The sequence below is a fragment of the Deinococcus yavapaiensis KR-236 genome, assembly GCF_003217515.1.
In the GTDB taxonomy this organism is placed as follows: domain Bacteria; phylum Deinococcota; class Deinococci; order Deinococcales; family Deinococcaceae; genus Deinococcus_A; species Deinococcus_A yavapaiensis.
Window position 1 is genome coordinate 189,018 of record NZ_QJSX01000001.1, and the last position, 26,504, is coordinate 215,521.

General features: G+C 65.8%; 27 protein-coding genes. 19 read left to right on the top strand and 8 right to left on the bottom strand.

Features of this window, described 5'->3' with window-relative positions; all coding sequences use genetic code 11:
• Window positions 1-7: 7 nt before the first annotated feature.
• Together DES52_RS00920 and DES52_RS00925 are read right to left on the bottom strand one after the other, a co-directional pair.
• Window positions 8-709: a cysteine hydrolase family protein gene (locus DES52_RS00920; protein ID WP_110884876.1), complete on the bottom strand. Its 702-nt coding sequence runs from the start codon at window positions 707-709 to the stop codon at window positions 8-10.
• A 6-nt stretch (window positions 710-715) separates the two neighbouring features.
• The gene (locus tag DES52_RS00925; RefSeq protein WP_110884877.1) at window positions 716-2,995 is read right to left on the bottom strand and encodes an endonuclease MutS2; all 2,280 of its coding nucleotides are present in this window, start codon (window positions 2,993-2,995) and stop codon (window positions 716-718) included.
• Window positions 2,996-3,093: 98 nt separating this feature from the next.
• Here DES52_RS00925 and mnmC2 point away from each other — a divergent pair, with 98 nt between their 5' ends.
• The 6 genes from mnmC2 to DES52_RS00955 all read left to right on the top strand — a co-directional run bounded on the left by mnmC2 (window position 3,094) and on the right by DES52_RS00955 (window position 8,418).
• A complete protein-coding gene (gene mnmC2 / locus DES52_RS00930) occupies window positions 3,094-3,726 on the top strand; it encodes a tRNA (5-methylaminomethyl-2-thiouridine)(34)-methyltransferase MnmC2 (protein ID WP_245900550.1) in 633 nt (210 codons plus the stop codon).
• Complete coding sequence (locus DES52_RS00935) at window positions 3,723-4,670, top strand: NAD(P)/FAD-dependent oxidoreductase (protein WP_110884879.1); 948 nt, start codon at window positions 3,723-3,725, stop codon at window positions 4,668-4,670. The genes mnmC2 and DES52_RS00935 overlap by 4 nt, the downstream gene beginning before the upstream one ends.
• Before the next feature lie 4 nt (window positions 4,671-4,674).
• Window positions 4,675-5,679: an isocitrate/isopropylmalate dehydrogenase family protein gene (locus DES52_RS00940; protein ID WP_110884880.1), complete on the top strand. Its 1,005-nt coding sequence runs from the start codon at window positions 4,675-4,677 to the stop codon at window positions 5,677-5,679.
• 117 nt (window positions 5,680-5,796) lie between these two features.
• Window positions 5,797-6,981: a type IV pilus assembly protein PilM gene (gene pilM / locus DES52_RS00945; RefSeq protein ID WP_110884881.1), complete on the top strand. Its 1,185-nt coding sequence runs from the start codon at window positions 5,797-5,799 to the stop codon at window positions 6,979-6,981.
• Window positions 6,974-7,732, top strand: coding sequence for a flagellar protein FliT (locus tag DES52_RS00950; protein WP_110884882.1), 759 nt, complete (start codon window positions 6,974-6,976; stop codon window positions 7,730-7,732). Before pilM ends, DES52_RS00950 begins: the two co-directional genes overlap by 8 nt.
• Window positions 7,729-8,418, top strand: a complete 690-nt coding sequence (locus DES52_RS00955) for a type IV pilus inner membrane component PilO (protein ID WP_110884883.1) — start codon at window positions 7,729-7,731, stop codon at window positions 8,416-8,418. Before DES52_RS00950 ends, DES52_RS00955 begins: the two co-directional genes overlap by 4 nt.
• A gap of 235 nt (window positions 8,419-8,653) precedes the next feature.
• Here DES52_RS00955 and DES52_RS00960 read toward each other — a convergent pair whose 3' ends face one another.
• Both DES52_RS00960 and DES52_RS00965 read right to left on the bottom strand, forming a co-directional pair.
• Complete coding sequence (locus DES52_RS00960) at window positions 8,654-8,944, bottom strand: hypothetical protein (protein ID WP_146237154.1); 291 nt, start codon at window positions 8,942-8,944, stop codon at window positions 8,654-8,656.
• Window positions 8,945-8,947: 3 nt separating this feature from the next.
• Window positions 8,948-9,793 (bottom strand): hypothetical protein, encoded by an 846-nt coding sequence (locus tag DES52_RS00965; protein WP_146237155.1) that lies wholly within the window; start codon window positions 9,791-9,793, stop codon window positions 8,948-8,950.
• Between DES52_RS00965 and DES52_RS00970 the strand changes: the two genes are divergently transcribed.
• From DES52_RS00970 to DES52_RS01015, 10 genes are all read left to right on the top strand, one after another.
• A complete protein-coding gene (locus DES52_RS00970; protein ID WP_146237156.1) occupies window positions 9,759-10,256 on the top strand; it encodes a hypothetical protein in 498 nt (165 codons plus the stop codon). The two genes, DES52_RS00965 and DES52_RS00970, sit on opposite strands and share 35 nt — an antisense overlap.
• 2 nt (window positions 10,257-10,258) lie before the next feature.
• Window positions 10,259-12,523, top strand: coding sequence for a secretin N-terminal domain-containing protein (locus DES52_RS00975; RefSeq protein WP_110884887.1), 2,265 nt, complete (start codon window positions 10,259-10,261; stop codon window positions 12,521-12,523).
• Between the two features lie 95 nt (window positions 12,524-12,618).
• Window positions 12,619-13,767 carry a chorismate synthase gene (gene aroC, locus DES52_RS00980; protein WP_110884888.1) on the top strand — a complete coding sequence of 383 codons (1,149 nt, stop codon included), beginning with the start codon at window positions 12,619-12,621 and terminating at the stop codon, window positions 13,765-13,767.
• A 68-nt stretch (window positions 13,768-13,835) separates the two neighbouring features.
• Window positions 13,836-14,393, top strand: a complete 558-nt coding sequence (locus DES52_RS00985) for a shikimate kinase (protein ID WP_245900551.1) — start codon at window positions 13,836-13,838, stop codon at window positions 14,391-14,393.
• Window positions 14,380-15,429 (top strand): 3-dehydroquinate synthase, encoded by a 1,050-nt coding sequence (aroB, locus tag DES52_RS00990; protein ID WP_110884889.1) that lies wholly within the window; start codon window positions 14,380-14,382, stop codon window positions 15,427-15,429. Before DES52_RS00985 ends, aroB begins: the two co-directional genes overlap by 14 nt.
• Before the next feature lie 4 nt (window positions 15,430-15,433).
• Window positions 15,434-15,871 carry a type II 3-dehydroquinate dehydratase gene (gene aroQ / locus DES52_RS00995; RefSeq protein WP_110884890.1) on the top strand — a complete coding sequence of 146 codons (438 nt, stop codon included), beginning with the start codon at window positions 15,434-15,436 and terminating at the stop codon, window positions 15,869-15,871.
• A gap of 141 nt (window positions 15,872-16,012) precedes the next feature.
• Complete coding sequence (gene rplM / locus DES52_RS01000) at window positions 16,013-16,438, top strand: 50S ribosomal protein L13 (protein ID WP_110884891.1); 426 nt, start codon at window positions 16,013-16,015, stop codon at window positions 16,436-16,438.
• Window positions 16,438-16,830, top strand: a complete 393-nt coding sequence (gene rpsI, locus DES52_RS01005; RefSeq protein WP_110884892.1) for a 30S ribosomal protein S9 — start codon at window positions 16,438-16,440, stop codon at window positions 16,828-16,830. The genes rplM and rpsI overlap by 1 nt, the downstream gene beginning before the upstream one ends.
• Before the next feature lie 74 nt (window positions 16,831-16,904).
• Window positions 16,905-17,300 carry a thiol-disulfide oxidoreductase DCC family protein gene (locus DES52_RS01010; protein WP_110884893.1) on the top strand — a complete coding sequence of 132 codons (396 nt, stop codon included), beginning with the start codon at window positions 16,905-16,907 and terminating at the stop codon, window positions 17,298-17,300.
• Complete coding sequence (locus DES52_RS01015; protein WP_110884894.1) at window positions 17,297-17,989, top strand: YqjF family protein; 693 nt, start codon at window positions 17,297-17,299, stop codon at window positions 17,987-17,989. The genes DES52_RS01010 and DES52_RS01015 overlap by 4 nt, the downstream gene beginning before the upstream one ends.
• On the opposite strand, the gene DES52_RS01020 is transcribed toward DES52_RS01015, so the two are convergent.
• The 3 genes from DES52_RS01020 to DES52_RS01030 all read right to left on the bottom strand — a co-directional run bounded on the left by DES52_RS01020 (window position 17,974) and on the right by DES52_RS01030 (window position 22,250).
• Window positions 17,974-18,933, bottom strand: coding sequence for a hypothetical protein (locus DES52_RS01020; protein WP_110884895.1), 960 nt, complete (start codon window positions 18,931-18,933; stop codon window positions 17,974-17,976). The two genes, DES52_RS01015 and DES52_RS01020, sit on opposite strands and share 16 nt — an antisense overlap.
• 52 nt (window positions 18,934-18,985) lie before the next feature.
• Window positions 18,986-21,268 (bottom strand): RelA/SpoT family protein, encoded by a 2,283-nt coding sequence (locus tag DES52_RS01025; protein WP_245900553.1) that lies wholly within the window; start codon window positions 21,266-21,268, stop codon window positions 18,986-18,988.
• Between the two features lie 274 nt (window positions 21,269-21,542).
• Window positions 21,543-22,250, bottom strand: coding sequence for an SDR family oxidoreductase (locus DES52_RS01030; protein ID WP_110885177.1), 708 nt, complete (start codon window positions 22,248-22,250; stop codon window positions 21,543-21,545).
• A gap of 122 nt (window positions 22,251-22,372) precedes the next feature.
• Between DES52_RS01030 and DES52_RS01035 the strand changes: the two genes are divergently transcribed.
• Together DES52_RS01035 and DES52_RS01040 are read left to right on the top strand one after the other, a co-directional pair.
• Window positions 22,373-22,981 carry a MazG family protein gene (locus tag DES52_RS01035; RefSeq protein ID WP_110884896.1) on the top strand — a complete coding sequence of 203 codons (609 nt, stop codon included), beginning with the start codon at window positions 22,373-22,375 and terminating at the stop codon, window positions 22,979-22,981.
• Window positions 22,978-23,541, top strand: coding sequence for an NUDIX hydrolase (locus DES52_RS01040; RefSeq protein WP_110884897.1), 564 nt, complete (start codon window positions 22,978-22,980; stop codon window positions 23,539-23,541). Before DES52_RS01035 ends, DES52_RS01040 begins: the two co-directional genes overlap by 4 nt.
• A gap of 30 nt (window positions 23,542-23,571) precedes the next feature.
• Here DES52_RS01040 and DES52_RS01045 read toward each other — a convergent pair whose 3' ends face one another.
• The gene (locus tag DES52_RS01045) at window positions 23,572-23,817 is read right to left on the bottom strand and encodes an NAD(P)H-dependent oxidoreductase subunit E (protein ID WP_110885178.1); all 246 of its coding nucleotides are present in this window, start codon (window positions 23,815-23,817) and stop codon (window positions 23,572-23,574) included.
• A gap of 426 nt (window positions 23,818-24,243) precedes the next feature.
• Here DES52_RS01045 and DES52_RS01050 point away from each other — a divergent pair, with 426 nt between their 5' ends.
• A complete protein-coding gene (locus tag DES52_RS01050; RefSeq protein ID WP_110884898.1) occupies window positions 24,244-26,475 on the top strand; it encodes an ATP-dependent Clp protease ATP-binding subunit in 2,232 nt (743 codons plus the stop codon).
• The last annotated feature ends 29 nt before the right edge of the window (window positions 26,476-26,504 follow it).

Below are 26,504 nucleotides of genomic sequence, written 5' to 3' on the forward strand. Positions count from 1 at the left end.
GTCCGCTTCAGGTACGAGGGAACAAAGCGTGGACCGCGCGGCAGGCGTCGAGCCAATCGCGAGAAGTCGCCGTGTACCCGACGTTCGTCTCGAGCAAGCGCAGCAACACGTGGCGTGTCCAGCCACCCTCCTCCAGCGACGGGTCGAGCGTGTCCGGAAATTCCTTGGCTCCCGGCGGGCACGTCGCGTCACGCAAGACGATCACGCGGTAGTTGCGCTCTTGCGCGGCCCACGCGGTGTGGTACAGGCACGACTTCAAGCTGAATCCGACGAGCACGAGCGAGTCCACGTCCCAAGATCGAAGGTAGGCGTCCAAGGCGGTGTCTCGAAAGCCGTTTTGATGCGCCTTTTGAAATTCGGGCTCGAGTTCGGTCGGAGCCAGCTCGGGCAGGTACGACGGGCGAAGCGGTTTCCAGCCGGGCGGCCCCAAGCGCTCCTTGCCTTCTCGAAGGCCGTGCAACTCGCGGTGAACGTTGCGCGGGCCGCCCTCGCCGCCGGGCGCGTTGTGCAAGTACACGACCTTGACGCCCGCGCTTCGAGCGGCGTGAAGCGCGGGCGCGATGACGTCGAGTTTCGTCGCTTGATCGTAGCGACCGTGACCGCCGCCGTCACAGTCGACGAGCACGAGCGCCAAGCGGGCCACGTCGAGTTCCACCTTCGTGTGGGCGTGCTCGCCTCGATCGCTCCACCACCGCGCGCGTAACTTCAAGGCGCTTCACACCTTCAAGTTCACGACCGTCACGCCGTGTCCGCCTTGGTACGGCTCGGCGTCGTGAAAGCTCGCCACGCGCTTGTCGGTCTTGAGGTAATCGCGAATCAACCTTCTGAGGACGCCTTGCCCTTTGCCGTGCACGACGCGCAAAGGAGTTTCGCGCAAGGCGGAAGCCTCGGCGATGGCGTCTCGCAGTTCCTCGATGGCCTCCTCGACGTGCGAGCCGCGCAGCTGCAATTCGCGCTCGAACGTCTTCGGCGCCATGCCGTTGAAGCCCGAGGCGACCTTCACCTTTTCCTCTTGGCGCAAGCGCACGTCGCGGCGACGCACGTTGATCTTCATCACGCCAAGTTGCACGACGAGCTCGTCGCCGCGCACTTCGAGGACTTGACCGCTGCTTCCGTACGCGGGCACGTCGACGGTGGAGCCGGGTCGAATCGGATCGCCTTTTGGCTCGGGCGCGGGCGGGCGAGCTTCGGCTTGCGCGGAGCGGCGCAGTTGGCGCAGTTCCTCCATGACGCGGGGCCGAGCGCTGTCCTCCTTGGCGCGGGCGCGCAAGGTGCGAACTTGATCGAGCGCCTCGGCGTACACGACTTCGGCGCGCTTTTGCGCTTCGGCCAGAATCTCGTCTTGTCGAGCTTGAAGGTCGGCGCGCTCGTCCTTGACCTTGGCGAGTTCCGCCTCCGCTTTGCGGCGCGCGTTCGTGGCCGTGTCGAGTTCGCGGCGAAGTTCGCCGCGCTCGCGTTCGAGCTCCTCGAGAAGGCGTTCGAGTTGACCGCCCTCGGGGCCAAGGACTTCGTCGGCGCGGACGGTGATGGATTCGGGAAGGCCCATGCGGCGAGCGATGGCGAGCGCGAACGAGCGTCCCGGTTGACCGACTTGCAGTTGGTACGTGGGCGCGAGGCGTTCGAGATCGAATCCCATGGAGGCGTTTCTCAAGCCGGACGTTTCGAGGGCGAACAGCTTGAGCGGCGCGAGGTGCGACGTGACGATGCCGCGCGCGTCCTGCGCGAGAAGCTGTTCGAGCATCGCCCGTGCGAGCGCGGCGCCCTCGGCGGGGTCGGTGCCCGAGCCGAGTTCGTCGATGAGGACGAGCGTGTCGCGGTCGGCTTGCTCCAAGACGTGCCGCAGGTTCTTGAGGTGAGCGGCGAAGGTCGACAAGCTCGCCTCGATGCTTTGCTCGTCACCGATATCGACGAGCAGATCGCGCACGACCGGCAGTTTGGCGCGCGCCGCCGAGACGTACATTCCGCATTGATGCATCACGGTCGCCAAGCCGAGCGTTTTGAGCGTCGCCGTCTTGCCGCCCATGTTCGGCCCGGTGATGAGCAGCATCTGCGTCTCGCCGAGCTGAAGGTCGTTCGGGACGGCGTTCTCGATGAGCGGGTGCCGAGCCTCGCGCAAATCGAAGCAGCCGCTTTCCGCGCGCTCGGGCTTGTTGAGACGCCAGTCGCGCGCGAGCCTCGCCTTGGCGGCGATCAAGTCGAGCGCGGCGAGCGTCGAGAGCGTCACGAGAATGCTGGCGTCGCTGGCGATCATGCCGCTGAGTTCGAGGAGGATGCGGCGGACTTCCGCTTCCTCCTCGAGTTGCAATCGCGCGAGTTCGTTGTTGAGAGGCGTGATGGCGGCCGGTTCCACGAAGTACGTCTGCCCCGTCGCGGATTGATCCACGATGATCCCCGCGACGGAGTTGACGGAGGACGCCTTGATCGGAATGACGTAGCGGTCCCGCCGAATGGTGACGAGGTTTTCTTGCAAGACGTCGGCGAAGCGCTCCAGAAGGCCCGAGAGTTTCTCTCGAATCTCGCCGCGCAGTGGATTGAGGCGCCGCCGGATTTGGCGCAGTTTCGGCGAGGCGTCGTCGCGGACGGCACCGTCGCGGTCGAGGCTTTCGAGGGTTCGGCGCACGATGGCGGAGTGCTCGCCGATGTCGATGGCCACGTCTCGCAGGGGACCGCGCGAATTGCCGAAGATCGACCTCCGCAGCGTCATGGCGGCGTCGAGGGTGTAAGCGACTTCCAGGAGCTCGGAGCCCGCGAGCACCTTGCCGTCGAAGGCGCGCTCGTACAAGTGCCGAACGTCGGTGATGCCGCCGAGGTTGAGGTTCGCGCCGAACAAGGCGTCCTCGACTTCGGCGAGTTCTCGCTCGATGCGAGCCGCGTCGGCAGTCGGGTGGATTATCTTCGCTCGCTCGCGCCCCATGGTCGTGGCCGCCCGCTCGGCGAGCGCGGCTCTCACGCGTTGGAAATCCAGGGTGTCGAGGGCGTGGGAATGAAAAGTCACACGTCATTTTATCGCGGGCCTCGGAAAACACCGTGCTTCGATTGGCTTAGCGTTCCCTGTCATTTCACGCGCCGCTCGGCACTCTCTATAGTGCGGCCGTGAAGTACATCGAGACGCCCGACGGAAGCTTGACCGCGTTCAGCGAACGCTTCGGGCAAGCGTACAGTTCCGTGCACGGAGCGAGAAGTCAGGCGACGACGGTGTTCGTGGAGGGCACGGGGACGCGCCTTCACCCCGATCCGCGCGTGCTGGAAGTGGGATTCGGGCTGGGTCACAACTTCCGCGCGACCCTCGCGAGCCGCGCGGCGCACGCACCGCTGTCGTACCTGGCGTTCGAGTTCGATCCTGTCGCGAGAAGCGTATTGGAACGCGTGTCGAACGAGCAGGACGCATTTTGGCAGATCGTCGTGCGAGCTTGGCAGCCTCCTTTGCGTGTCGAGGACGACGGCAAGTCGTTGGAAGTGCGCTTGGAGGACGTGACGAACGCCACGCTGCCCGAAGCGTGGGCGACGGCCGTGTACCTCGACGGGTTCTCGCCGACGGCGAATCCGGACGTGTGGGCGAGTCCGTTCCTGGCGCGTCTCGCAAGCAGCATGGCTTCGGGAGGCGTCTTGGCGACTTACAGCTCGGCGGGCGCCGTGCGACGCGGTTTGCAGGGGGCAGGCCTGATCGTGGAGAAGCGGCGCGGCCTGCGGGGCAAGCGGGAATTCCTCGTGGCGGTCAAGCCGTGAGGATCGTGGTCGTGGGCGCGGGCATCGCCGGGGCGAGCGTCGCGTTCTTCGCCGCGCGCGACGGGCATGACGTGATGGTCGTGGACGCGGGGGTGGAGCGCGCCTCGGACGTTCCGTCGGCGCTCGTGAATCCCGTGAGAGGGCAAAGTGGACGGGTCGACGAGGGTGCGCTCGAAGGCATGCGCCTCACGTGGTCGCTTCTCGACGAGGTGCGATCCCTCGGCTTCGACGTTCCGCACGAACGTGCGGGCGTTCGGCGTCCCGTGCCCGACGAGCGTACGCGGCGCAAGTTCGAGGCGTCCTTGCCGAGCGACTTGCCGCATGCCTGGCGTGCGGCGGACGAAGTTCGCGGGCTCGCCGCCGGTTGGCACTCGGTCTTGGACATCTTCGAGGGCGGGTGGTTGGACGGCCCGGCGTTCGTTGGCGCCTTGTTGAGGGCGAGCGGAGCGCGGGTCGTTCGCGGCTTCGCCTCGGACGTTCGACCGACGCGCGTGATGGTCGGGGAGCAGGCGTACCGTGCGGACGTCGTCGTTCGGTGCGGCGGGTCCCTCGGCACGTCGGGTGGAACCCACCGAGCGGGCACGATGCTGCTGCTCGACCACGCGCCTTGCGAAGTACCCCTGAGCTTCGGCGTGTATGCCGCCCCGGACGAGCGAGGCGGAGTGCTGGGGTCCACCTTCGAAGCACCGACGAGCGAGCACGTCTCGTCGCCGCCTCCCTTGTCGTCCTTGGCATGGCTGATGGGCAAGGCGCAAGGTCTGCTGGGCGACTTGTCGCCGCGCGTGACGGGGACCTGGACGGGCACGCGCTTGTCGACCTTCGTCTCGGGACGGCAGGGAGACGGCACGTGGTCTTTGACGGGCCTCGGGTCGAAGGGTTTTTTGATAGGCCCGCTGCTCGCACGAAACCTCACGTCGGAAGTTCAGGAGAGCTCGCTAAACTGAGCAAGTGACGAACTATAAGATTTGCCTCATCGAAGGGGACGGCATCGGGCACGAAGTCGTTCCGGCCGCGAGAGAGGTCCTCGAAGCCCTCGGGCTCGACTTGGAATTCACGGAGGCCCACGCGGGCTACGAAACGTTTCTGGACGTCGGGACGAGCGTGCCGGGCGCGACCATCGAAGCCATCGAGGCGGCCGACGCGACGTTGTTCGGGGCCGCTACGAGTCCCAGCGAAAAGGTGCCGGGCTTTTTCGGAGCGATTCGGTACTTGAGGCGCAAGTTCGACCTCTTCGCCAACGTCCGACCGGCGAAAAGCCGTCCCGTGCCCGGGGGCGTGGACGGCGTCGATCTCGTCTTGGTGCGTGAAAACACCGAGGGCTTGTACGTGGAGGTCGAGCGGCGTTACGGCGACACGGCCATCGCGGACGCGGTCATCACCAAGCGTGCGTCGTCGCGCATCGGCAAGTACGCGTTGGACATCGCCCGAAAACGGCGAGGCGAACTGGCCGTCGTGCACAAGGCAAACGTCCTTCCGGTCACGCAGGGGCTGTTTCTGAGCACGGTGATGGAGGAAGCCGCCCAAGTGCCGCAGGTACGCGCGTATGACGTCATCGTCGACGCGATGGCCATGCACCTCGTGCGCTCGCCGCAGCGTTTCGACGTCATCGTCGCGACGAATCTTTTCGGCGACATCCTGTCCGACCTCACGGCGGGCTTGACGGGAGGCCTGGGACTCGCTCCGAGCGGCAACATCGGCGAGAAGCACGCGATTTTCGAAAGCGTGCACGGCAGTGCGCCCGACATCGCCGGCCAAGGGATCGCCAACCCGACGGCGACGATTCTTTCGGCGGCGATGATGCTCGACCATCTCGGCGAACCCGAGGCGGCCGCGAGAATTCAACGTGCCGTCGATGAGCTACTTCGAGAAGGTTCGGTGACGCGGGATCTTGGCGGGGCGCTCGACACGCGTGGCTACACGGACGCGCTCGTGCGGCGCGTTTCGAGAAGCTAAGCCGCCGCTTCTTCACACAAGCCTTCATTTTATGAGAACCAGTCGCGTTTTTGGTGATTTTTTATCTTGCCAACCGTGAAAAGATGCTAAAATCACCCAGAATCCAGGGAGGAGCGAATGACCAATGTTCTCCAGCGCTTGCTGAACTCGAGGCCCGCCGCAATCGGCGTGGAACTCGGAACCAGCGCTATCAAGATTGTGGCGCTCAAGCCCGGCTCGCCGCCACAATTAACGCACGCCGTCATGCTGCCCACTCCAGTTGGAGCGATGCGCGACGGCCTTGTCGTGGAACCCGCCCGCGTGGCCGCCGAGCTCAAGACGGCGCTGTCGAAATACGGAATCGCGGCGAAGTACGCCGTGACCGCCGTGCCCAACCAAAGCGCCGTGACCCGCAACATCCTCGTGCCGAGGATGGATCGTAAGGACCTCGACGAAGCCATCAAGTGGGAAGCCGAGCGCTACTTGCCGTACCCCATCGACGACGTGACGCTCGATTACGACCTGCTCGACGATCCCACGACCCTTCCCGAGGAGCAGTCGATGGAAGTCGTCGTGGCCGCCGCTCCGACCGAGGCGATCGCCCGTCAAATCGAGGTCTTGCGCCTCGCGGGCCTCGAGCCCGCCGTCATCGACCTCAAGCCGTTCGCGGCGCTGCGCTCGTTGAGACCCCAGCCGCACGGCACCGGCTCCAAGGTCGACCTGTCCAACACCCAGTCGACGAAGCACGACCCAGCAAGCGAAGTGGCGCTGCTGCTCGAAATCGGCGCCTCAAGCAGCGTCCTCACCTTGACGCGCGGCGACCGCCTCTTGATCACCCGTAACATCGCCATCGCCGCCGACGACTTCACGACCGCCTTGCAACGGGCGTTCGATTTGGACTTCAACGCCGCCGAGGACGTCAAGATCGGTTACGCTACCGCCACGACGCCCACCGAGGACGAGGAGGACTTGCTGAACTTCGACCTGTCGCGCGAGCAGTACAGCCCGGCGCGCGTCTTCGACGTCATTCGGCCGGTGCTCGGCGACCTCATCACCGAAATTCGACGGTCGCTGGAGTTCTACCGCGTCCAAGCGGGCGACCTCGTCGTCGACCGCACGTACCTCGCGGGCGGCGGCGCGAAGTTGCGTGGACTCGCGGCCGCGATCGGCGACGCGCTGGGCTTTCGCGTGGAAGTGGTTTCGCCTTGGAAGCACGTTGCCATCGACGAGTCGCGGTTCGACATGGGCTTTTTGCACAACAACGCGCCGGAGTTCACCGTGCCGCTGGGCCTCGCGCTGCGAGGGGTGAGTAATTTTGATTAACATCAACCTGCTCCCGAAGAACCTCCGTCGTTCGACGGGACCGGACGGGTGGCGAATCGCCGCAGGCACGGTCGCGGCGGTCGCCTTGGTCACGATGGGCGTTTTGCAGTACAGCGTGCAAAATCGCCTCAACGGCATCAACAAGGACATCGCCGAAGCGCAAAGCGAGCTCGCCGTGCGCGCCAACGACGTACGCGAACGCAACGAGTTGCAAGCGCGCAAGACCGAGTTGCAAGCGGTCGCGGGCGTCGCGCAGACGCTCGAATCGGGGCGTACGTCGTGGAGCGCCGACCTCGCACGCTTCGTTCGGCAGTTGCCGACTTCGAACACTCCTATCATCGCCTTGACGAACGTCAGCATGCGGATGCCGCAGCTCGCGGCGGCGCCCGGCGGAGCCAACGCCCCGTACGACGGTAAAGCCGTGACGAAAGAGCTGGTGCTGAGCGGACTCGCCCGTTCGAGCGACGCACTCGTGCGTCTCGTGAACACCTTCGAGAACGCGCCGGAATTCGGCGTGCAATTCCAAAACGCGGCCCGCGACCCCAACACCGGTGAATACACCTTCGCGGTCACGGTCGGCATGATCGGTGACAAGCCCAAGCCCGCCTTGACGGCCGCGGCATCCGAGAACGGAGCGGTGGGTACGACCGAAAGCTCTGCAAGCGGCACGACGACCTCGGGAACGACCGCCCCGAGCGCGCCGCCCGCGCCTTCCACGTCGAGCCCGAACTCCAACGGAGGCAATCCATGACGACTCGTCGTGCCGAACTGAAAAATCCGCTGACGAACCTCAAGGGGCGAGATATCTTCTTGCTGACCCTCGCTGGCCTCGTCTTGATCGGAATTTTGTGGTACTTCCTGCTATACAGCGCCCGACAAGCGGAAATCGACGCCGCGAACTCGCAACTCGACACGCTTCGCCCTCAAGTGGACGCGGCCCGACTCGCGAGCGCTCAGCTTCCGGGTCTTCGCCAGGAAGTCGCCGGGCTCGAAGTTCAGCGCGATACGTTGTTGCGCGCCTTGCCGCCCACGCCGCGCTTCGGGCAGGTGCTCGGCGAGATTCGCCAAAACGTCCTGGCGACGGGCGCCCAGCTCGACGGCATCAGCCAGTCTTCGGGCGCCGCGGCAGGAGCGAACATTCCGGCGGGCGTGCAGCCCATCAACATCAGCCTCACGCTCGACGGCACCTTCGGCCAGTTGTTCGGCGTGCTGCGTTCTCTGGAGGCGATGAACCGCTTCTCGACGATCAACAACTTGGCGCTCAGCCTCGGCAAAGTCACCAGCTTCGATCCGCAAGTCGGCGGGCAGATCGGCGTGACCGTCTATACGTACAATCCCAACGCGCAAGGCGCGGCGCCCGCTCAACCTGGAGCGGCGCCCGCCCCGGGAGCGCCCGCGTCGGCGCCCCCCGCCCCGCCCGCCGGAGGTAATCCGTGAAGAGCAACACCGAGCCTCGCCGCTTCAGGCTCACCCGTGAGATGAAGATCGCCTTGACGGGCGTGGCCCTCGTCGGGGCCGTCGGCGGTTGGTACACGTGGTCCGCGACGCGTCCCGTCGCGGCCCCCGACCAAACGGCCACGACTCCTTCGACCACGACTCCATCACCGAGCGATGCGGGCACCGCGGCGCAAGACGGCACGGCGCCGAGTGGAGCGACGGCGGACACCTCGTCTCAAGACGCGGGCGGCGTCACCGTGACACGTCCGCAAGCCCCCGCGACCGTCGAGCAGATTCCGTTCCTCACAACGGAAGTCCCGAACGACGCCCCCGAGCAGGAAACGGCGAACACGGCGACGTCGGAGAGCGCGGCCGTTTCAGAAGATGCGCTGCCCAACCCGTTTCGCCCGTTCGAAGTCGCGAGCCAAGCGCCGACGAGCACGGCGAGTGCCAGCGCGCCCAGTGCCAGCACGGCCGCGCCCGCGCCGATCGCAACGGCAAGCGCGCCCATCGTAACAGCGAGCACGCCTCAAGTGGCGAGCAACACGTTGCCACTTCCGACGCTTCCCGGGCAAAGCGCCACCCCGAACGCCTCGAGCGTCGACCGTGTGCGCGCCGTGGCGGGAAGCGGGGTGACGGGCGCCTTGCCCGTGCCCGTCACCCCACGTTCGAGCACTGTGACGAGCGCCTTGCCCGTACCGGTCACGCCGCGTTCGAGCGGAGCGATCGTCATTCGCCCGGGGCAGCCCACGGGATCGAGCTTCCCGAACGTCGTTTCTTCGACGCCCTTGCCGTCGGTGTCGTCGACGCCTTCGCCTTCCAAGCCGTCGACGACACCGACGAGCTCGACGGTGACGAAGACTCCGACGGCCAAGCCGGCCGTGACGAAAACGCCGACGACCAAGCCGACCGCGACCACATCTGCCACGGCGACGAATACGCCCGGCACGGCGACCAACACACCCGCGACGGTAGCGAGGATCACTCCTGTCACGCCTCGTCCCGGCGTGCCTATCGTGGTGGGGCGAGCGCCAACCAGCGGCACGCCCTTGCCCACGACCACTCCCTCGCGTCCGACCCGCCCGACCACCACCTCTTCGACCGGCACTTCCGCGAGCACGCCGACGGGAAGCTCGCCTTCCACGACGAGCACGGCCACGGCCACGACCCCCGCGACGACGTCTCCTTCCGCTTCGACGGCTACGACGCCGCCCGCGACAACGACGACGCCAGCGGCGAGCGCAAGCGCTCGACCGGTCGTTCGGCCCCCGACGCCGTCCGTGCGTTCGCCATCGTCGCCCAACGTCGGCTTGGTCGCCGCCGCGACCCCGAGCGCGTCCGTGCCCGCCGCCACGCCGCCGACCTCACCGATCACCACTCCGATTACCACGCCGCCGACCGCGCCGACCAAGCCCGAGGCCACCACTACGCCTCCTGCAGAAGTTCCAGCGGTGATCGGCGCGTTGCAAACGCCGCCCGTCGCCCTCACGCCGGTCACGCCGACGAGTCCTTCGACGTCGAACCCCTCCGAGACGCCCACGCCGGTCAATCCGACCGGTGCCAGCACCGATCCGACGACGGCAACCGATCCGACGGCGGCCGTGCCGCCGACATTGACGCCGCTCGAGTCCTACGTCGCCTCACGCGGCGTGACGTACGAAGCCGTCGTGCTCGGCCCGGTCAACACCGGCATATTCGCGACGAACGACGGCTACGTGGTCTTGGCGCTCGGTCAGACGCTGCCTGACAGCAGCATCGTGGTCAAGGACATCACGGCGACGAGCGTGACGCTTGCCCTCGGCTCCGACGAAACGATCCTCGAATTGCAGAAAAGGTGATTATGATCAAACGAGCTTTGACTTTGATGATGACGGCGGCCCTCGGCATGGCGAGTGCGCAAACGCTCACGGACGCCCGCCTCGTGAACGCGAACGTGAGCCTCGAGGTCGGCCAGCGGGCCATGCCCTTGTCGGTGACGCTCTCGGCGCTCGCGCGCTCGGCCGGGTACGACATCGTGTTCGACGTCAACGTCGACGCGCTGCCCAGCGCCAGCGGCCCCACCGCGCCCACCATGTTCAGCTTTCAGAACAAGCCGTTCAACGAAGTCTGGCCGCTGCTCATGGACGTGTACGGCCTGAACTACCGCATCGTGCAAGTGGGCGGCAAGGACGTGCTGCGCGTGTCCAACACGCCCTTGCAACGCGTGGTGGACCTGAAGAACGCGGCCGCGGCCGACGTCGAGGCGCGCCTCAAGAGCTTGCTGCCGAACGTTCGCGTCGTTTCGGATATCCGCACGAACAGCCTCATCGTGAGCGGCTCGAATCGTGATCTGACCGACCTCGACGGACTACTCACCGACCTCGACCGTCCCGTCGCGCAAGCGCCCGTCACGCCCGCGCCGACACCGCCCGCCCCCGATCCCGTCGTGCAGAACACGGTAACGCTGCAAAACGCGCAAGCCGCCGAGGTCGAGGCGCGACTCAAAGCCTTGTTCCCGAACTTGCGAATCGTCTCGGACGTTCGGACGAACACGGTCTTCGTGAGCGCGACGGCCAAGGAGTTCGTAGACGTGAGCACGGTCGTCTCGCAACTCGACCGTCCCATCGCGCAAGCGCCCGTCACGCCCGCGCCGACACCGCCCGCCCCCGATCCCGTCGTGCAGAACACGGTAACGCTGCAAAACGCGCAAGCCGCCGAGGTCGAGGCGCGACTCAAAGCCTTGTTCCCGAACTTGCGAATCGTCTCGGACGTTCGGACGAACACGGTCTTCGTGAGCGCGACGGCCAAGGAGTTCGTGGACGTGAGCACGGTCGTCTCACAACTCGACCGCGCCGCACAGCAAGCCGCCACGCAAACGCCAGACCCGTCGGTGCAGCGCGTGTACACCGTGCAAAGCTCGTCGGACGACATCGCCGCCTTCTTGCGTACGACGTACCCGACGCTGGTCGTGACGCCCGTCGGCAAGACCAATCAACTCGTGGTGAGCGGGCCTACGAGCGTCGTGAACACGGCGTTCGCGTTGCTGGGTCAAGTCGACCGTCCGCTGCCCGTTGCCGCCGTTGGTCCGGCTGTCGTGCAGCGCATCTTCACGCTTGCCAACGCTCAAGCGAGCGAGATCAAGGCGGTACTGGAGAACACGCTCGCGACGCGGTTGGACGACGCGGCGACGGGAAGCAGTACCGGCGCTGCCAACAATTCCGCCAACAACTCGGCGAACAATCAAGCTCCGACGACTCAAAGCGCTCAAGACGCGGCGAGCGCGGCCGCTTCTCAATCGGGCAGTGACGTCACGATCATCGCCGATCAGCGTACGAACACCCTCATCGTCCGCGGTACTCCCGAACAAGTCGCCCAAGTTGCCGAGCTCATTCCGGTGCTGGACGTCCGCGTGCCGCAGATCAACGTACAAATCCGCATCCAGGAGATCACGGAGGACGCCGCGCGTACCCTCGGCATCGATTGGTCGGCGGGCATCGGCAACTTCGTGACGAAGCTCGTGAGCGGCAACCTCACGGCGTTGTTCGACAACACCACGAACTTCGCGGGCCTCAACCTCGGCGCCACGCTGAAGGCGCTCGAGAATCAGCAGTTGTCCAAGAGTATCTACGACGGCAACGTCACGCTGCAAAGCGGCCAGCGTCGTCAAGGCAACGCGACGAGCGCGGAAAATGCCAGTGCCGGGGCCTCTGCCAGCATCAAGTCGGGCGGGCGCGTCGAAGTCAACATTCCCGGTGCGGCAGGCAACATCGTGCGGCAAATCGATTACGGAGTCTTGCTCGACTTCCTCAATCCGCAAGTGTCGAACGACGGCACGATCACGATCGGGGTTCGCAGCAGCATCTCCAATCCCCAGACGGCTTTGACCGGAGGAAGCATTCCGAACATCTTGAGCTTCCTCAACCGCGAAGCGAGTACGACCGTGTCGTTCAAGAGCGGTCAGACCGTGCTGCTGGGCGGTTTGCTGACCGACACCGAGAACACGACGACCAACGGCGTTCCCTTCTTGTCGTCCATTCCTTTGGTCGGCAGCTTGTTCAAGTCGGAGGACACTCGGAAGTCGAAGGCACAACTGCTCATCGTCCTGACGGGCAACATCGTTCAGTAACGAAGAATGCGAGCGAAGGAGGCGGCCTTGAAGGCCGCCTCCTTCGCTTAGGCAAGCTGGGAGCGCGAGCGAAGCCCGATGCTAGATTTGCTTCGATGAGGTTTCTGACCGCAGGCGAATCGCACGGACCGCAGCTCACGACGATCATCGAGGGGTTGCCTTCGAACTTGGAGCTCACGAAGGACGACATCGACCCTTGGCTGGCCAAGCGGCAAGGCGGATACGGACGCGGTCGCCGCATGGTGATCGAGCGCGACGAAGCGAACATCGTGTCGGGCGTTCGCGCGGGTCGCACGACGGGCGCTCCCGTGACGTTCGTGATCGAGAACCGCGATTGGCGCAACTGGACGGAGATCATGTCTCCCCTGCCGGGCGGCGAGCCGCGCAAGAAGGCCCTGACGGCCGCGCGGCCCGGCCACGCCGACTTGCCGGGCGGCATCAAGTATCGCCTGCGTGACTTGCGTGACGTGTTGGAGCGCGCGTCGGCCCGCGAGACTGCTTCGCGCGTGGCCGTTGGGGCCGTCGGCCTCAAGCTTTTGTCGGACCTCGGGGTGGAGGGCGTCGGGCACGTCGTGTCGCTCGGCGGGATCGAGTCGACGGTGCCTTTCGAGTGGTCGCGCGTCGCGGAAGTCGAGGACAGCGAGCTTCGCTGCCTCGACTTGGAGGCGAGCGGTCGCATGATCGAACGCATCGACGCCGCGAAGAAGGACGGCGACACGCTTGGCGGCGTGGTCGAGGTGCGCTTTCGCGGCCTGCCGGTGGGGCTTGGAAGCCACGTGCACTGGGATCGCAAGCTCGACGGACGTATCGCGGCCGCCGTGATGGGCATTCAGGCCATCAAGGGCGTGGAGATCGGCTTGGGCTTCGAGGCGGCGCGCCGTCCGGGCTCCGCGGTGCACGACCCGATCTTTTTGCGCGAACGTGGGTACGAACGTGACTCGAACGGCGCGGGCGGCTTGGAGGGCGGGATGACGAACGGCGAGGACCTCGTGGTGCGCGCGGCCATGAAACCGATCGCGACCCTCATGAAGCCGCTGCCGACCGTGGACGTCGCGACGCGTGAAGCGGCGGACGCGGCGCGCGAGCGCAGCGACACGACGGCGGTGCCCGCGGCGAGCGTCATCGTGCAGTGCGCCGTCGCGTGGGTGCTCGCGGACGCCATGCTGGAGAAGTTCGGGGGCGATTCCATGGAGGAACTGCGCGAGCGGGTCGCTTCGGCGCACGCCTTCGCCCGGGCATATTGATGCTTCCGGAAGCCTTTCGGTCAGGAATCGAGGAGGCGTTGTTTGGTCTAGACTACTCGTCAAGTGACATGACGACGTCTCCCTCTTCTCTCATCGAACGGCCCGTGACATGGGTGGCCCTCGCGGGCTTCATGGGCACCGGGAAGAGCCGGATCGGCTGGGAGTTGTCGCGGGCGTTGGCTCTGCACTTCGTGGATACCGACAAGTTGATTTCACGGGTGGCGGGAAAGTCGGTGCCGGAGATTTTCGACGAGGACGGCGAGGCGCAGTTTCGTGCGTACGAGCGCGAAGTCGTGCGGCGCGTGACGCGGCTCGACTACGCGGTCGTGTCGCTCGGCGGTGGTACGTTCATCTCGCCCGAGAACCGGAAGTTGCTGCTCGCCCGAGGACCGGTCGTGGTGTTGTGGGCGAGCCCGGAGACGGTCTTACAGCGCACGAAGCGCACCGACCGTCCGCTCCTGAAAGCGCCCGAGCCGTTGGAGCGCATTCGCGGCTTGATGCAAGAGCGCGAAGGCGCGTACCGCGAAGGCACCATTCACGTGTCGTCCGACGATCGTCCCTCGGAGGACGTCGTGGCCGAGGTCGTCGACCGCCTTTGGACGTGGAGCGAGGATCATGAGGATTGACGTGGGCGGCGCGGCGCCGTACGCGGTGAGCGTGCGGTCGGGCGCCTTGCAAGACGTCGCGGTCTCGGAGCGGCGCCGCGCGTTGCTGTTTGACGAGGGCGTTCCGCGCCCTTTCGTGGACGAGGTGAGGTCACGCCTGCAGCCCGAGGTGGAGGTCGCGTTGCCGCGAGGCGAGGCGTGCAAGACGTTGACGGTATTCGCGGAGGTGCTCTCGACGCTTGCGCGGGCCGCCTTGCCGCGCGACGCCGCCGTGATCGGACTCGGAGGTGGGGCGGCGACGGACCTGGCGGGCTTCGTGGCGAGCGCGTATCTGCGGGGCGTGGCCTTCTACACCCTTCCGACGACGTTGTTGGGTCAAGTGGACGCGGCGGTGGGCGGCAAGACCGGCGTCAACCTTCCCGAAGGCAAGAACCTCGTCGGGGCCTTTTGGCCGCCCAAGGGCGTGTGGTGCGACACGGCGACCCTCGCGGCGTTGCCGAGCGCGACCTTTCGAGAGGGCGCGGCGGAAGTGTTCAAGCACGGCTTGATCGCCGACCCGGTCTTGTGCGATGACGTCGTGTCCGGCGGTTTCGGTCCTCACGCGGCGCATCTCGAAGAGATCGTCGGGCGCGCGGTGAAGGTCAAGGCGGACGTCGTGACGCGCGACCTCACCGAGCGGGGCGAGCGCGCCCATTTGAACTTCGGTCACACGCTCGCGCACGCGCTCGAAGCCGTCACCGGACACGCTTTGCCGCACGGCGAGGCGGTCGGGTACGGCCTGCACTTCGCCGCGCTCCTTTCGCGGCGTCTCGGCGGCGAGGACGTATCGAAGCTCACCGAGCGCTTTCTGGCGTATCAGCGACCTCGCTCCCTGCCGGACTTCGCGTGGCAGGACGTCGCGCCGTTCGTGGCGCGTGACAAGAAGGCGGACTCGCGCGGCGTGCGCTTCGTGCTGCTCGAAAAGCTCGCTCGGCCGTACGTGGCGCACGTGGACGAGGCGGACGTTCGAGTCGCCTTCGACGAGTGGCACGCGTTCGTACGCGGCATGGTGAAATGACGTCATGATTCTCGTTTTGAACGGGCCGAACCTCAACCTGCTCGGTACGCGCGAACCGTCCGTGTACGGCTCGGACACCCTCGAAGACCTCGAGAGCATGTGCGAATCGTGGGGCGCGGACCTCGGCGTGACGGTGACGTGCCGTCAAAGCAGCCACGAAGGCAATCTCATCGACTGGATTCACGAAGCCAAAAGCGCGGGCTTCAAAGGTATCGTCATCAATCCCGGAGCCCTCACGCACTACTCTTATGCCTTGCGCGACGCCATCGCCGGGCAGAGCCTGCCCGTCGTGGAGGTGCACATTTCGAACGTGGACGCGCGCGAGTCCTGGCGGCACGTGTCGGTGACGGCGGGCGTGTGCAAAGGCAAGATCAGCGGCTTGGGGTTCACCGGCTACAAGCTGGCGATGGAGTACCTCACCGACCTATTGAGCGCCTCTTGACACACGTGCTAGACTCTCCGCTAGTGTTTCGCGCTTGGTAGGGCGTGAAACTTCCGGGCAGGCACCGGACGTCCGAGCGCGAAGTTCCCCGACTTCGACGGTCGCGGCGGAAGAGCCGAAATCAACTTTTCGGAGACGACGGTGAAAACCTACGTACCTAAGGAAACCGAGCAAAACTGGATCGTGGTGGACGCGGCGAACATTCCCGTGGGTCGCCTCGCTACGTTCGTGGCGTCGCGCATTCGCGGCAAGCATCGCCCCGACTTCCAGCCGAACATCATTCAAGGTGACTTCGTCATCGTCGTGAACGCCTCGAAGGCGGTCTTCACGGGCGGCAAGCTCGACAACAAGGTGTACACCCGCTACACCGGTTACCAAGGCGGCCTCAAGACGGAGACGGCGCGCGTAGCGCTGCAAAAGCATCCCGACCGTGTCATCGAGCACGCGGTGTTCGGCATGCTTCCCAAGGGCCGTCAGGGCCGCGCGATGCACACGCGCCTGAAGGTCTACGCGAACGAGCAACATCCGCACTCCGCTCAACAACCGCAAACGGTGGAGGTCCGCTAATGGCGACTGAACAGTTCTACGGCACGGGCCGCCGCAAGGAAGCGGTCGCGCGCGTCTTCCTGCGTCCTGGCGAAGGGCGCATCGTGGTGAACGGCAAGGAATTCCAAGTGTACTTCCGCGGGATCTTGCGCGCCGTGTACGCGCTGCAAGCCTTTCGCGAGACGGGCACGATGGGTCGCTTCGACGCCGTGATCTCGGTCGAGGGCGGCGGCCCCGGCGGGCAAGCGGACGCGATCAAGCTCGGAATCGCCCGCGCCCTGATCAAGGTCAACCCCGACTTCCGTGCGCAGCTCAAGCCTCGCGGCCTTCTCACGCGTGACGCGCGTGAAGTGGAAAGCAAGAAGTACGGCTTGAAGAAGGCGCGTCGCGCGCCTCAGTTCAGCAAGCGCTGAGCCTGCTCCTCCTTCTCTACCCTCCCGCTCGCGGGAGGGTTTTTTGTCTCGCCTTCCAGTTGATAACGTGAAGCATGAACCGCGTGGTGCTCTTCGACGGCATGTGCAACTTATGCAGCGCAAGCGTTCAACTCGTCATTCGCCACGATCCGCGTGGGATGTTTCGCTTCGCTTCGCAGCAGTCGGCCGTCGGGCGTGACTTGATGCGAACGCACGGCCTGTCGGACGAGTTGCGAACCGTGGTGCTGATCGAGGGCGGAGCGGTGTACCTGGAGAGCGACGCGGCCGTGGGGATCGCTCGGGAAATGGGGTGGCCGTGGAAGCTCGCGTGGAGTTTGCGGTTCGTACCGAGATTTCTGCGTGACGCGGTCTACCGTTTCGTGGCGCGCCATCGCTACGTCCTTTTCGGCAAGAAGAACGCGTGCTGGCTGCCCACCCCGGAGTTACGGGCGAGGTTCTTGGACGCATGACGCACGTGATGTCGATGGCATGGCGCGACCTCGCGTTTCTGCACTGGCGGGTGGACGCGCAGACGTTGACGGCGCACTTGCCCCGCGGCTTGCAACTCGACACTTTCGACGGGTCGGCGTGGCTGGGCGTCGTGCCCTTTCGAATGGCGAACGTGCGGCCGAGAGGATCGCCGATCGCGCGCGACTTCCTGGAATTGAACGTGCGCACGTACGTCACGGCGGGCGGCATGCCGGGCGTGTGGTTCTTCAGCCTCGACGCGACGGATCGTCTCGGGGTGCGGGTGGCTCGTCGGGCGTTCTACCTGCCGTACTTCGACGCGCGCATGACGTCCGCGGTTCGCGACGGATGGTACGCCTTCGAGAGCGAGCGTGTGCACCGTGGCGCGCCGAGAGGCGAATTCGCGGGTCGTTACCGCCCCGTCGACGTGCCGCGGCACAGCCACCCGGGATCGCTGGAGGCTTTCTTGACCGAACGCTACTGGCTGTACTCGGCCGACGCGCGAGGCCGCGTGTTTCGGGGCCGCGTTCACCACGAGCCCTGGCCTCTTCAAGCGGCGCAGGTCGTCGTGGAGCGATGCACGCTCGGCGACCTCGTCGGCGTGACGCTGGATGGCGCACCGGTCGCGCACTTCGCCAAAGACGTCCAAGTGCGGGCGGACGTCATCCGCCGCGTTCAAACGTCGAGCTGAAAGGGCGCCTTCAATCCTTGAGCGGCCGTCTCGCGCGCGACCGTGGGAGCAGCGGTGAGGGCCTGCACGGCCTGATAAGCGCGCTTGGCGAGGTCGCGGTCGCCCAGCGCGTCACGCACCTGCCCGAGGCGCGCGAGGATCAAGCCGACCACGCTTCGGCGCGCATCAACGGTGGCGTGCGCGGCGCTCTCCAGCAACTCGCGGGCGCTCGTCAAGTCGCCCACCGCGAAGTACACGTTCGCGGCCGCGTACTGCAACTCGGCCTTGGGCGTGATGGCGTCGCCTTCTTCTCGCAGCAAGGCGGCGACCAAGGCGTCGAAGTCGTCGCCTTCCTCCAGCCGCAAAGCGCGGTCGGCGAGGGCGCGCAGTCGGGACGCTTCGCCCGGCGTGAAGGTCGCAAGGTCGGGCAAGGTAGCTTCTTCGAGTCGTTCGAGCAGGTCAGGTACGTCGTCGAGCGCGGCGAACACGACGCCCGACCTTCCTCCCAGGATCTCGGCGAGAAGCGTCAGACGGCGCTCGCGGTGGGCGGTGCCCGGCCCTTCGCCGAGCGCGTCGCGTACCCCGTCGTGGTAGGCCTTCACGGCGGCGAGCAAGTCGGCGCTTCGCACGCGGCTCGGTGAGAGGGGCACGCTCAGCGCGTCTCGAAGCGCCGCCTCCTGGCGTCCCGCGTCCCGAAGGCGCTCCTTGCCTTGCGGGTATTGGCTCAGGAACTCGGGCAATCGGTCGGCCTCCGCCTCGGCCCACCGCCAATCGGGCGCGAGGTCGTGAACGGGCAGGTTCACGGCGAGAAAAGCGTCTCGCGCGGGATGATCCGCGTCGAGCGGCGTGACGGAAAGCACCTCGGACGCGTTCAAGAAACGCGCGATCTCGACGAGGGTCGCGCCGTTGTAGGCGGGAGAGAGGCGCAGCAAATCGCCGACGTCGGGCAGAAGGACGAGGGTCACGCGCCCAGGCTAGCAAACCCGTGGCCGTGAACTTCGGGAAACGCGCGGGCGCTCAATCGTCGCCGCCCGCGCGAACGGGCACGCCGGGCGCCGAGCGGCCGCCGCGCGGTCCGACGCGCATCACGTCGTGCACGTCCTTCACGCGGCGAATGCCGTCGGCGAGAAAGCCGAGATCTTGTTGATCGAGCACGGCGAGCCGCAAGTAGATGTGCGCGGTGCCGCCCGCCGACACTCCCGCCTCGACCTTGAGGGGGCTGCGCTTTTGCTCGGAGACGACGGCGAGCACGTCGGACAGCAAGCCCGGACGGTCGGTCGCGACGACGTCGAGGTCCACGAGCGAGTTGGTGCGCGTTCCCGTGTCCCACGAGGCGGGCAGGCAGCGGTCGGGTTCCTCTTTGAGAAGGCGAACCATGTTCGGGCAGTCGACGCGGTGGATCGTGACGCCCCGTCCCCGAGTGATGTAGCCCATGATGTGATCGCCGCGAATCGGGTGGCAGCAGTTGGCGGTCTTCGTGGACGTCGGCATGCCCTGCACGTACACGCCGCCCGACTCGATGCGCGGCGCTTCGATGTGCTTCGGGGGCGCCGCCAGTTCCTGCTCCAGTTGCGGCGCGAGCACCCGCGCGACTTGACCGCTTTGCAGCTTGCTGGAGTGAAGCGCGAGGTACAAGTCGTCGGGATTGCGGCTCCCGAGGAGTTTCTCCGTCGCGTCCTCCAGCAACTTCGTGCGCATGAGTTGCCGCACGGGCAACTGCCGTTTGCGCAAGTAGCGTTCCAGCTGGTCGTGTCCGCTCGTCAAGGCTTCCTGCCGCTCTCGCTGCCGGAAGAAATGCCGAATCTTGGTGCGCGCCGAGCGCGTCACGGCGAAGTTCAGCCAGTCTTGGCTGGGGCCGGGCGAGTTGCGGCTCGCGATGATCTCGACCATGTCGCCGTTCTTGAGCTTCGTGTTGAGCGGAACGATGGAGCCGTTGAGGCGGGCGCCCACCGTGGTGTCGCCGATGCGCGAGTGGATGTGGTACGCGAAGTCGATGGGCGTGGCGCCTTGCGGCAAGTTCACGGTGTCGCCCTTCGGCGTGAACACGAACACGCGGCCCGACAGCAAGTCGCTCTTGACGGCGTCCACGAAGTCCGAGGCGTCCGTGATCTCGTTTTGCAGTTGGCGCAGTTGGGTGATCCAGCCTTCGCGGTTCTTCTCGCCGATCTTCTCACCGCCCTTGTACATCCAGTGCGCGGCGACGCCGTACTCGGCGACTTCGTGCATGCGCATAGAGCGTATCTGCACTTCGATGGGCTGGCCCGCCGTGGAAATCACGGTGGTGTGCAGACTTTGGTAGCCGTTGGGCTTGGGAACGGCGATGTAATCCTTGAAGCGCCCGGGAATCGGCGTCCACATGGAGTGGACGAGGCCGAGGCTGTGGTAGCACACCTGCTTTTCGCGCGCCGACTCGGCGCGCTCACGCGCCTTGCCGTCGAGGGCGACGACGGGACGCGGCGTCAAAATGACGCGCACGGCGAGCAAATCGAAGATCTGCTCGAGGTGCTTGCCTTCCTTGAGCATCTTGTTGTGAATGGAGTACAGGTGCTTGCTGCGCCCCGCGATATCGATGCCCACCACCCACTCGTCGAGTTCGGGGTCCTCGTAGAGGGCGGCGCGCAACTGCGTGATCGCGCTGGAGATGTGCTCCTCGCGCTCTTCTTGGCGAGTGCGCAGTCGCTGCGACAACGACTCGTACGCGTCGGGGTCGAGGTAGCGAAACGAAAGGTCCTCGAGTTCCCACTTGATATGCCCGATGCCGAGTCGGTGCGCGAGGGGCGCGAAGATCTCGAGCGTCTCGCGGGCGATGCGCGCCTGCTTGTGAGGCGGCATGGAGCCCAGGGTGCGCATGTTGTGCAGACGATCGGCGAGTTTGACGATGATGATGCGGATGTCGCCCGTCATGGCGATCAGCATCTGACGCAAGTTCTCCGCTTGCTCGTCTTGCAAGTTCGAGCTCATCTTCGTGAGCTTGCTGACCTTGGTCTCGCCTTCCACGATGCGGCGCACATCGGGACCGAAGCCCGCCTCGATCTCCTCGAAGGTGACCTCGGTGTCCTCGACGGTGTCGTGCAAAAGGCCGGCGATGACGGCGTCGGTGTCCATGCCGAGATCGGCGAGAATCTGCGCGACCGCGACCGGATGCGTGATATACGGCTCGCCGCTTTTGCGCTTCACGCCCGCGTGGGCATGATCGGCGAGCTCGAAGGCTCGCGTGACACGACTTCGCTCTTCTTCGGAGCGTTCCGAGAGCGTGTCGAGAAGTTGGCCGAAACCGTACACCACGCCAGGATAGCGCACGAAGCGCAGATCGTATGAATCGCTCTTGCGATTTCTCGTGGGTGGGAAACACGAAACACGCCCGCGAGAAGTCGCGGGCGTGGTGCAGACAGAACGTTCAGCGGCGTCGAGGGCGCGTTTCGACGGGAATGGGGACGGGTTGCGGTTTCGGGCCGAGCAGACGCTCGATTGCCTCGCGCAGCTCGGAAAGGGCCTTCTTCAGATCGTCCATCCGACTTCTACGATACGCCAACGACGTATGAGCCGTACTGGGTTTTCACTCAATTGCGTGAGCTCAGCCACGCTTGCCCGGCTGGGCGGGACGCACCTCGACTCGGGACGGCAAGGTTCGCGCGGGCATGTCGAGCAAGTCGAGCACGATTTGGCCGATGTCTTGCGGCTGTATCTTCCAAGCGTCCTCGTTCGACGGCGTGTGCCCGTTGAAGTACGTGGCGACGCTTCCGGGCATGATCTGCGTGACTTTGACGCCGAGCTCGCGCAAGTCCAGCATGATCGCTTCGCTGAAGCCGTTCACGCCGAACTTGGAGGCGTTGTAGGCCGCGCCGCCCGCGAAAGGATTCTTTCCGGCAAGGCTCGACATGGTGATGACGTAGCCCGACGAGTCGCGCAGCAAGTCCACGCAAGCCTTGACGGTGTGAAAGAGGCCCGTGAGGTTGGTGTCGATGACGTCGCGCCACTGTTCGACCGTGAGGTCTTGGACGGGCGCGAAGCGGCCGACGCCCGCGTTCGCCACCAGCACGTCCAAGCCGCCGAAGCGCTCTCGATGGCGACGCACCGCCGCCTCGACGCTGGCGAAGTCGCGCACGTCGCACGTCACTCCCAGCGCGTTCGGCCCGAGTTCCTGCGCGGCGCGGCGCACCTCGTCCTCGTTTCGCGCGGTGATGGTCACGCCGTAGCCGCGCGTCGACAACGCCCTCGCGACTTCCAAGCCGATGCCCTTGCTGCCTCCGGTCACGAAGGCGCTTCTCGAAACGTTCGTCATGGCGCGAGCGTACACGCCGCGCGAGGTGGCCGAATGCGGGCGAAGTCACCGGGACGAAACCTCGGGGCGCGTCGTGAGGTGCGTCGCCCTGCGGTGTTCACGGCGCGGCTACCATGAAGCGCATGAACCGACTTCTCGACACCATGCGAATTTTACGCGCGCCGAGCGGCTGTCCGTGGGACCGCGAGCAGACGCACCTCAGCCTTCGGCCGTATCTCTTGGAGGAGGCGGCGGAAGCCGTCGACGCCTTGTCGCGCGAGGACGACGCCGACGTCGTCGGCGAGCTTGGCGACGTGCTGCTGCAAATCGCTTTTCACGCGGTGATCGCCGAGGAGGACGGACGCTACACGTACCGCGACGTCGAGAACGCCATCGTCGAGAAGCTCGTGCGTCGCCATCCGCACGTGTTCGGGGACGTGACGGTGGATAACGCGGGGGACGTCGTGCGAAATTGGCAGGCGATCAAGCGTGAGGAGCGCGGCGGACGCGAAAAGTCACTTCTGGAGTCGATTCCGGCGGGCCTCGGAGCCCTCGCCCGCGAAGCGCAGGTGCAAAAGCACGCCGAGCCGAGCGAGCCGAGCCGTCAAAGCGTGGAGGCGTTCACGGCCGAGATGCCCGAGACGGAGGCGGCCTTCGGCGAGTTGCTGGCGCGCGTGGTGGCGTGGGCGAGAGCGAGCGGCGTCGACCCCGAGGTCGCCTTGCGTGCCCACACGGCGAGGCGACTGTCTTGAGCGAGGCGGACGCGCGACCCGATCCGTGGCGAGCGTGGCTTCGCGGTCGCGAGCGGCGGGCGCTGCACTTCCCCGAATTTCGCCGCGCCGCCGTGCTCGTCGCCTTGACGCGTGAAGCCGAGCCGCGCGTGCTGCTGACCGTGCGCGCCTCGAACCTCTCGACGCACGCGGGGCAAATCGCTTTTCCCGGCGGGCGGCTCGACGAGGGCGAGGAGGTCGTGCGGGCGGCCCTGCGCGAAGCGTGGGAGGAGGTGGGGTTGCGGCCGGACGACGTGGAGGTCATCGGCGAGCTCGACGACGCGTTCACGCCGATCGGATTTCACGTCACGCCGATCTTGGCGCGCATTCCTCCTCGCTACGAGTTCCATCCCAACGAGGAGGTCGTGCAGGTCCTCTTGCCGAGCGTGAACGAGTTGCGCGCGCTCAAGGCGATTCGCGAGGTGCGGGCCACGCCGAACGGTGAGCGGCACGTCTTGTACCGCTATCCGTGGCGCGGCCACGACATCTGGGGCATGACCGCGCGCATCCTGCACGACCTGCTGGAAAGCGGCGTTACTTGAACGAACGTGAGGTGCGCTCCTCGGCGTCGGTCACTTGCGCCGTTTGAGCAGGTCGACGAGCCTCGCGGGCGTGACGCGCGTGAACAGGGCTCCGCCGATGCGAACGATCGGGGCGTCCTCGGGGGGTTCGTCGCAGCGCGTCAGCAGGAGTTCGAACTTGCCGTCCGCGCTGACCATGCCGGGCGAGATGCGCAGTTCGCGCCACACGACATCGAGGAGTTCCTCGCGCAGGTCGGGGCTGAGGTGTTGCACGCACACTTCGATGCGTTGAATCATCGTGGCGCGCTCCGTGAGACCTTCACGCAAAGTTGCGCGTTGCGAAGCTCGAACGCGCGCGATATCGATGAAAACGAGGTTGGAGAGGTCGAGGAGGCAGCAACTGGCATCCCCGCTATCTTAATGCGTTCATGCGTTCCTCACCGCATGTCCGCGGGCGTGCGGGATGTTGAGACATGACGTTCCCGCCATTCCCACAGCCTTTCACGCGCGTTCTGTTTCCGGCAGAAAAGGTAAGCGACGCCCCTGCCCGAGCCCGTCGGCACGCGTAGAGTACGGAGTACAATGTGAGAACAGAAGTTTACGATCGTCGCTTCTGCGCGCGTTCCCGTACCGCCTTCGAAGGAGGTTGGTCACTTTGAATCCTCCGAATTCCTATTCGCCACTCGCGACTTCCCTCTCGCCCGACCTCTCCGAGGAGCTGTCATGAATCGATACGACGACCGCGCCCGCCTCGTTTTCCACTACGCCCGCGAGGAAGGCAACCGTCTCGGGCACGCCATGGTCGGGCCCGAACACCTTCTGCTCGGCCTCATGCGCGAAGCCGGAACGGCCGCGCAAATCCTTGGCGAATTCGGCGCCACCCTCGAAGGGCTGCGCCGCCGCGTCGAGGAGATCATCGGGCGCGGCGAAGGCTCACGCCTCAACGACGCGCCCGCCATCACCCCGCGCGCTCGGCGCGTCATGGAACTCGCGTCCGCCGAGGCGCGTTCGCTCGGCGCGCAAGTCACGTCCACCGAGCACATCCTGCTCGGCATCATTCGCGAAGGCGACGGGGTGGCTTACCGCATCCTGCAAGACCTCACGAAGGACGTCGACACGATTCGCTGGCGCATCCTGGCGCACAGCGATCCGAAGACGCAAAAGCCCGTTCACACGCCCTTCCTCGACGAGTACGGCCGCGACCTCACGAAGCAGGCGCGTGAAGGCAAGCTTGATCCCGTCATCGGCCGCGCGGAGGAAATCCGCCGCGTCACGCAGATCTTGTCGCGCCGCACGAAGAACAACCCCGTCCTGATCGGGGATCCCGGCGTCGGTAAGACCGCCATCGTCGAGGGACTCGCGCTCGCCATTCACGAAAAGCGCGTGCCGCCCAACTTACACGGCGCTCGCCTCGTGTCGCTCGACTTGTCGGGCGTCGTGGCGGGCACGAAGTACCGCGGCGAGTTCGAAGAGCGGCTGCGCCAAATCATCGAGGAACTGCGCAATGCAAAGGTGATCGCCTTCATCGACGAGCTTCACACCCTCGTCGGCGCGGGCGGAGCGGAAGGCACCCTCGACGCCGCCAACATCCTCAAGCCCGCCCTTTCGCGCGGCGAAATCCAAGTGATCGGCGCCACGACGACGGGCGAGTACCACCGTTACATCGAAAAGGACGCCGCGCTCGAACGCCGCTTCCAACCCGTGATCGTTCTGGAGCCCTCGCCGGTCGAGACGCTGCAGATCCTGCGCGGTCTGCGCGGCAAGTACGAGGAGCACCACGGCGTGTCCATTCCCGACTCGGCGCTCGAACTCGCCGTGCGCATCGGTGAGCGGGCGTTGCCGGGCCGCAACTTCCCCGACAAGGCCATCGACCTCATCGACGAGGCCGCCAGCCGCGTGCGCCTCAACCTCTCGCTCGGCGTGCAAGTCACCGAGGACGAGACGGGCGAGCCGATGGTCTCCAGAGACGACATCGAGAGCGTCATCAACTCCATGGGCGGAATCTACGCCGAGGAAAGCACCGAGAAGCTCGGCGACCTCGAAGACAGCCTCACCGAGCAGGTGTACGGCCAGCCTGACGCGATTCGCGCGCTGTCGAGCGCGTTGCGCCGCGCCCGCGTCGGTCTGGGGGGACGCACGCGCGTCTCGGCGAGCTTCTTGTTCGTCGGGCCGTCGGGCGTCGGAAAGACGCACCTCGCCAAGGCGCTCGCACGCTCCTTGTTCGGCTCGGAGCGCTCGCTCATTCGCATCGACATGAGCGAGTACCAAGAGTCGCACGCCATCTCGAAGCTCATCGGATCGCCTCCCGGATACGTGGGCTACGAGCAAGGCGGGCGCCTCACGGAAGCCGTGCGTCGCCAACCGTTCAGCGTCATCCTGCTCGACGAAATCGAAAAAGCACACCCCGACGTGTACAACACGTTCTTGCAAGTCCTCGACGACGGACGCCTCACCGACGGCCTCGGACGTACGGTGGACTTCCGCCGCACCATCATCATCATGACGTCCAACACGGGCTTCAACACCGGTCCCGGCGTCGGCTTCTCGCCCGTCAAGGTCGAGGACACCCAACCGCTGCGCCAGATCTTCACGCCGGAGTTCCTCGACCGTCTCGACGACGTCATCCGCTTCAAGGCGCTCGGTGAGGACGAACTCGTGCGCGTCGCGCAGCAACTTCTCGACGAGATGACCGAGGAACTCGCGAGCCGCGAGCTCACGGTCACCTTCGACCCGGAAGTGGCGGCTTGGTTGGTGTCGCGCCTCAAGGCTCGCAGCAACAAGCACGCCCTGGGCTCGTCGCGTCAGCTGCGGACCCTCGTGCGCGACGAGATCGAAGATCCGCTCGCGCTGGAGCTCGTCGCGCTCGGCGACGAAGCCAACATCCACGTGAAGCTTTCCAACGAAGGGCTCGTGTTCGAACGGCAGGATCTGGCGTCCGCGCAGATCCTCGCGTAAGACCCTTCCTCTGCGGAGTGCTTCAGGCT